At 68.6% G+C, this 6,062-nt stretch carries 6 protein-coding genes and 1 pseudogene; all 7 read left to right on the top strand.

Annotated features, from left to right (window positions below; translation table 11 throughout):
• The first annotated feature begins 201 nt into the window (after nt 1–201).
• Nucleotides 202–537 (top strand): YbaB/EbfC family nucleoid-associated protein, encoded by a 336-nt coding sequence (locus tag CCN51_RS38555; RefSeq protein ID WP_014177713.1) that lies wholly within the window; start codon nt 202–204, stop codon nt 535–537.
• Between the two features lie 132 nt (nt 538–669).
• Nucleotides 670–1,269 carry a recombination mediator RecR gene (gene recR / locus CCN51_RS38550; protein WP_014177712.1) on the top strand — a complete coding sequence of 200 codons (600 nt, stop codon included), beginning with the start codon at nt 670–672 and terminating at the stop codon, nt 1,267–1,269.
• Nucleotides 1,262–1,927: a DUF5063 domain-containing protein gene (locus CCN51_RS38545; protein WP_014177711.1), complete on the top strand. Its 666-nt coding sequence runs from the start codon at nt 1,262–1,264 to the stop codon at nt 1,925–1,927. The genes recR and CCN51_RS38545 overlap by 8 nt, the downstream gene beginning before the upstream one ends.
• 285 nt (nt 1,928–2,212) lie before the next feature.
• Entirely contained in the window at nt 2,213–3,484 is a 1,272-nt protein-coding gene (locus CCN51_RS38540) for an aspartate kinase (protein WP_014177710.1), read from the top strand.
• On the top strand, nt 3,481–4,554 hold the full coding sequence (locus tag CCN51_RS38535; RefSeq protein ID WP_014177709.1) for an aspartate-semialdehyde dehydrogenase: 1,074 nt from the start codon (nt 3,481–3,483) through the stop codon (nt 4,552–4,554). The genes CCN51_RS38540 and CCN51_RS38535 overlap by 4 nt, the downstream gene beginning before the upstream one ends.
• A 393-nt stretch (nt 4,555–4,947) precedes the next feature.
• A complete protein-coding gene (locus CCN51_RS38530; RefSeq protein ID WP_043487177.1) occupies nt 4,948–5,529 on the top strand; it encodes a SigE family RNA polymerase sigma factor in 582 nt (193 codons plus the stop codon).
• Nucleotides 5,526–6,062 (top strand): annotated as a pseudogene (locus CCN51_RS38525) (hypothetical protein); the annotation flags it as partial. The gene CCN51_RS38530 and the pseudogene CCN51_RS38525, both read left to right, overlap by 4 nt.

The raw sequence follows: 6,062 nt of genomic DNA, 5'->3' as shown, positions 1-6,062 counted from the left end.
GGCGAGAAGGGGGCGAAGAGGGGAGCAGCAGGGGGACGAGCCGCCGGATCCTGTGCGTATCGCTCGCCCTGTGCGGCACCTGAGTTGAGTACTCCGGCGCCGTTCGCCCTCCTCCCTACGGCGTAGGGCGGGGCGCCCCGTGAGCACGTAGGCTCGGGCTATCGGAAAGAAGAACTCTGTCGACAGCGCAGGAGTGAGCTCGTGATCCCCGGTGGTGGCCAGCCCAATATGCAGCAGCTGCTTCAGCAGGCCCAGAAGATGCAGCAGGACCTTGCCGCGGCGCAGGAGGAACTGGCCAGGACCCCTGTCGAAGGCTCGGCCGGCGGCGGCTTGGTGAAGGCGACCGTGACGGGCGCCGGTGAGCTTCAGGGCCTGGTGATCGATCCGAAGGCGGTGGACCCGGAGGACACCGAGACCCTCGCGGACCTCGTCGTCGCGGCGGTGCGCGATGCGAACAACGCGGCGCAGCAGCTGCAGCAGCAGAAGCTCGGTCCGCTCGCCCAGGGCCTCGGCGGTATGCCGGGTCTGCCGTTCTGAGAGTGGCCTTCCGTTCCGCAGTAGCAGCAGTAGCGGGTCTGTCCAGGGTCTGTGCAGGGCCCTGACCCGGGCCTTATACCGAAGTCTGTAAGAAGAGAAGCCACCGCGCGTCAGCGCGAGATTGGAAGCGGCGTGTACGAAGGCGTGGTCCAGGACCTCATCGACGAATTGGGCAGGCTGCCCGGCGTCGGTCCCAAGAGCGCGCAGCGCATCGCCTTCCATATCCTGCAGGCCGAGCCCGCCGATGTCCGCCGCCTCGCGCATGCGCTGACCGAGGTCAAGGACAAGGTGCGGTTCTGCGCGGTCTGCGGGAACGTCGCCGAGGCCGAGCAGTGCCGGGTGTGCCAGGACCCGCGCCGCGACCCGGCCGTCATCTGTGTGGTCGAGGAGCCCAAGGACGTCGTGGCGATCGAGCGCACCCGTGAGTTCCGTGGCCGCTACCACGTGCTCGGCGGCGCGATCAGCCCGATCGAGGGCGTGGGCCCGGACGATCTGCGGATCCGGGAGCTGCTGACGCGGCTCGCGGACGGTACGGTCACGGAGCTGATCTTGGCCACCGATCCGAACCTGGAGGGCGAGGCCACCGCCACCTACCTGGCGCGCATGGTCAAGCCCATGGGTCTGAAGGTGACCCGGCTGGCTAGTGGTCTCCCAGTCGGGGGGGACCTGGAGTACGCCGACGAGGTCACGCTGGGGCGTGCCTTCGAAGGGAGAAGACTTCTCGATGTCTGACGCAACGCTGCACGCCGCTCACCCCGATCCGGACGACTTCGCGGTCCAGATCTCCGATCAGATCGAGAGTTTCATCGTCGCGGTCACCGAAGTGGCGAAGGGCGACGAACCGGACAGCGCTGTGCCGTTCCTCCTGCTCGAGCTCTCCCAGCTGCTCCTTGCGGGCGGTCGGCTGGGCGCACACGAGGACTTCGTCCCCGACGAGCGGTACGAGCCGGATGTCGGCCCCGAGCCGGACGTCGACGAGCTGCGTGAGCGCTTCGCCCGGCTGCTCGACCCGGTGGACGTCTACTCCGAGGTCTTCGACCCGTATGTGCCGCGCAGCCAGCCCGTTGCCTGCCGGATCTCCGACGACCTGGCCGACATCGTCACCGACCTGCGGCACGGCATGGCCCACTACCGCGACGGCCGGATCAGCGAGGCGCTGTGGTGGTGGCAGTTCTCGTATCTGTCCAACTGGGGCACGACCGCCTCCGCCGCCCTGCGCGCGCTGCAGTCGCTGGTCGCCCACGTACGGCTGGACAGCCCGCTGGACGAGCTGGACGGCCTGGACACCGACAGCAATGCGGGCGGCGACGAGGAGCTTGCGGAGGAGGCGGGACGGGTCATGGCGGCGGAGATCGCTGCCCCGCTCGGTATCCGGTCCGCGCAGTCCTGAGGCCGAGCCCAGTCTCGACCGCAGTCCTGAGGCCGAGCCCAGTCTCGACCGCAGTCCTGGGGTCGAGCCCAGTCTCGAAGGTGTGACCTGGGTTACCTTTCCGTGTGCTTCGGTGCGGAGCGGGCAGGGTTCGTCGCTGAGCGGGTGGTACGAGGGAAGAAGCGGAAATATCTGGACGCCTGATCACAAGGTGGGCCATGTGTCTCGCAATGTGATATTGGCGGGGTAATTTCCGGCCACTCGTTAGACTGAGCCGACCGCATTACTGAGAGCCAGGGAGCGCACGTGGGCCTTGTCGTGCAGAAGTACGGAGGCTCTTCCGTTGCCGATGCCGAGGGCATCAAGCGGGTTGCCAAGCGAATCGTCGAAGCCAAGAAGAACGGCCACCAGGTGGTCGTCGTGGTTTCCGCGATGGGCGACACGACGGACGAGCTGATCGACCTCGCCGAGCAGGTGTCCCCGATTCCGTCGGGGCGTGAGTTCGACATGCTGCTGACAGCCGGAGAGCGGATCTCCATGGCCCTGCTGGCGATGGCGATCAAAAACCTCGGCCACGAGGCGCAGTCGTTCACCGGCAGCCAGGCCGGTGTCATCACCGACTCGGTCCACAACAAGGCACGGATCATCGACGTCACGCCCGGCCGCATCCGGCAGTCGATCGACGCGGGCAATATCGCGATCGTCGCGGGCTTCCAGGGCGTGTCCCAGGACAAGAAGGACATCACCACCCTGGGCCGTGGCGGCTCCGACACCACCGCCGTCGCTCTCGCCGCCGCCCTCGAGGCCGAGGTCTGCGAGATCTACACGGATGTCGACGGTGTGTTCACCGCCGACCCGCGGGTCGTGAAGAAGGCCCGCAAGATCGACTGGATCTCCTTTGAGGACATGCTGGAACTGGCCAGTTCCGGCTCCAAGGTGCTGCTCCACCGCTGTGTGGAGTACGCCCGCCGTTACAACATCCCGATCCACGTCCGCTCGTCCTTCTCCGGGCTCAGGGGCACGTGGGTCAGCAACGAGCCGCAAGGGGACCAGCCGATGGAGCAGGCGATCATCTCGGGTGTTGCCCACGACACCTCCGAGGCCAAGATCACGGTCGTCGGAGTGCCGGACAAGCCGGGTGAGGCCGCGGCCATCTTCCGTACGATCTCGGACTCCGAGCTCAACATCGACATGGTGGTGCAGAACGTCTCCGCCGCGTCGACCGGCCTGACCGACATCTCCTTCACCCTCCCGAAGACCGACGGCCACAAGGCCATGGAGGCGCTGACCAAGGCGCAGCCGACGATCGGCTTCGACTCGCTGCGCTACGACGACCAGATCGCCAAGATCTCGCTGGTCGGCGCCGGTATGCGGACGAACCCGGGCGTCACCGCGACCTTCTTCGAGGCGCTGTCCAACGCCGGGGTCAACATCGAGCTGATCTCGACCTCCGAGATCCGCATCTCGGTCGTCACCCGCGCCGACGATGTGAAGGAAGCGGTCCGGGCCGTCCACAGCGCCTTCGGTCTTGACAGCGACAGCGTGGAAGCCGTCGTCTACGGAGGGACCGGCCGATGACCGGCCATGGCGGTGCCGGCGGCCGGAAGCCGACGCTCGCCGTCGTCGGCGCGACCGGTGCCGTCGGCACCGTCATGCTCTCCATCCTGTCCGAGCGCGCGGACATCTGGGGCGAGATCCGGCTGATCGCCTCGCCGCGCTCGGCCGGCCGGAAGCTGTCCGTACGGGGCGAGCAGGTCGAGGTCGTCGCGCTCGGCGAGGAGGCCTTCGACGGCGTCGACATCGCGATGTTCGATGTGCCGGATGAGGTCTCCGCGCAGTGGGCGCCGATCGCGGCAGGCAAGGGCGCGGTCGTCGTCGACAACTCCGGAGCCTTCCGGATGGACCCGGACGTACCGCTGGTGGTCCCGGAGGTGAACGCGCACGCGGCCCGCCTCCGCCCGCGCGGCATCATCTCCAACCCCAACTGCACCACCCTCTCGATGATCGTCGCGATGGGTGCGCTGCACGCCGAGTTCGGACTGCAGGAGCTGATCGTCTCCTCGTACCAGGCGGTCTCCGGGGCGGGTAAGGAGGGCGTCGACACCCTCCGCGAGCAGCTTGCCCTCGTCGCCGGTACGGAGCTGGGCACCCAGCCGGGCGATGTACGGCGGGCGATCGGCGACACCGGGCCGTTCCCCGGGCCGATGGCGCTCAACGTGGTGCCGTTCGCGGGCTCGCTCAAGGAGGACGGCTGGTCCTCGGAAGAGCTCAAGGTGCGCAACGAGTCCCGCAAGATCCTGGGCCTGCCGGAGCTGCGGGTCACCGCGACCTGTGTCCGCGTGCCCGTGATCACCACCCACTCGCTGGCCGTGCACGCGCGGTTCGAGAACCAGGTGACCGTGGCCCAGGCGCACGAGATCCTTGCGGCCGCCCCCGGTGTGGTGCTCTGCGACAACCCGGCGGAGGGGGAGTTCCCTACCCCGGCCGATGTCGTGGGCACCGACCCGACCTGGGTGGGCCGGGTCCGGCGTTCGCTCGACGACCCCAAGGCGCTCGAGCTGTTCGTCTGCGGCGACAACCTCCGCAAGGGCGCGGCGCTCAACACCGCGCAGATCGCGGAGCTCGTCGCGGCGGAGCTGACAGTCTGACGGCTGAGGGCTGCGTACAGGGGGGCCGGCCCTGGGCCCCGAAACTGTGAGGCTTCTGTGACCCGGACAATGGCCTGGACCACTTGAACCGGACTCAAACCAGGGCAAAGATCTACGGATAAGATTCCCTCCCCGCCCGCTGCAACCGACAGCGGGCGGGGAGCGTCTTTCCAGCCGCCCCTCAGTGGGCATTGGGCAAACCGGGGCATTTGTGGACGGGTTGGTGTGCATGGGGGCATTCGTTGCTTCGTCAAAAGCGCTGCCTCACGCGTACAACCCTGACGGGGGGCAGCGTGTCCAACTGGCGTGGCAGCAGAGGTATTCGGCATCGCAACAGTTCCTGGGCGCGGCGGCACGGCAGTGCGGCCCCGGCGTCCCCGCACCCCTGGTGGCATGCCGGTGATCGCGCCATGGTCGACCACTCGCCCCGCGCCGCAGATCTCGACGGCAGGGCGCGAGGACGCTGACGACACGATGGCAGCGGGCACCACAGTCGATCACCTCACCGAGACCTACCGCGCGCACTACCGGTCGCTGCTCGGTCTTGCCGCGCTGCTTCTCGACGACACCGCGTCCTGCGAGGACGTCGTCCAGGAGGCGTTCATCCGCGTGCACTCGGCGCGGCGCCGGGTCCGTGACCCGGAGAAGACGCTCGCCTATCTGCGGCAGACGGTCGTCAACCTCTCGCGTTCGGCGCTGCGCCGCCGCATCCTCGGGCTGAAGCTGCTCTCCAAGCCGATGCCCGATATGGCCAGCGCCGAGGAGGGGGCGTACGAGCAGCTTGAGCGGGACCAGTTGATCAAGGCAATGAGAGGGCTGCAGCGCCGTCAGCGCGAGGTCCTCGTGCTGCGCTACTTCGCGGATATGACCGAGGCCCAGGTCGCCGAGACGCTCGGCATATCGCTCGGCTCGGTCAAGGCGTACGGATCGCGTGGCATCGCGGCGCTTCGCGTCGCAATGGAGGCTCCGGCATGAACGACGACACATACGAGCCGGCCTCGGGGAACCCCGACCGGCGGGCCGGTCACGAGTCGGACGACAGGGCCCCGTCCAGCAAGTCCGCGGCGACGGACGGCGTGAACCGTACGGACGGCGTGAACCGTACGGACGACGGGGAAGGTCCGGACGGCAGTGACCGTACGGGCGGCAGCGACCGTACGGACAGCGACAGCCGTACGAACAGCGACAGCCGTACGGACGACAGCAACAGCCCGGCCGACGGCCACCGCACCGACGACAGCCACCGCACCGACGACAGGAACAGCCCGGACGTCATGGACGAGGACGCCCTGCGCCGCCTCCTGCACGGCGCCGTCGACGAACTGCAGCCGTCTGCCGACTCCCTGGACCACCTGCGCCGCGCCGTGCCCGCCCGCCGTACGCGCCGCCGCCAGGCGCTGGTCGGCGCCGTGGCCGCGGTGGTGCTCGGCGGGGCCGCGCTCCCCGCGCTGGTCCACGTCGCCCGCAGCAGCGGTTCGGACGACCGCCCGGCCATGGCCGGCAGCAGC

Origin of the sequence: Streptomyces milbemycinicus (assembly GCF_002154605.1) — a bacterium.
In the GTDB taxonomy this organism is placed as follows: Bacteria; Actinomycetota; Actinomycetes; order Streptomycetales; family Streptomycetaceae; genus Streptomyces; species Streptomyces milbemycinicus.
The sequence above is the reverse complement of the archived record's forward strand: the minus strand, read 5'-3'. Positions and strand labels throughout refer to the sequence as shown.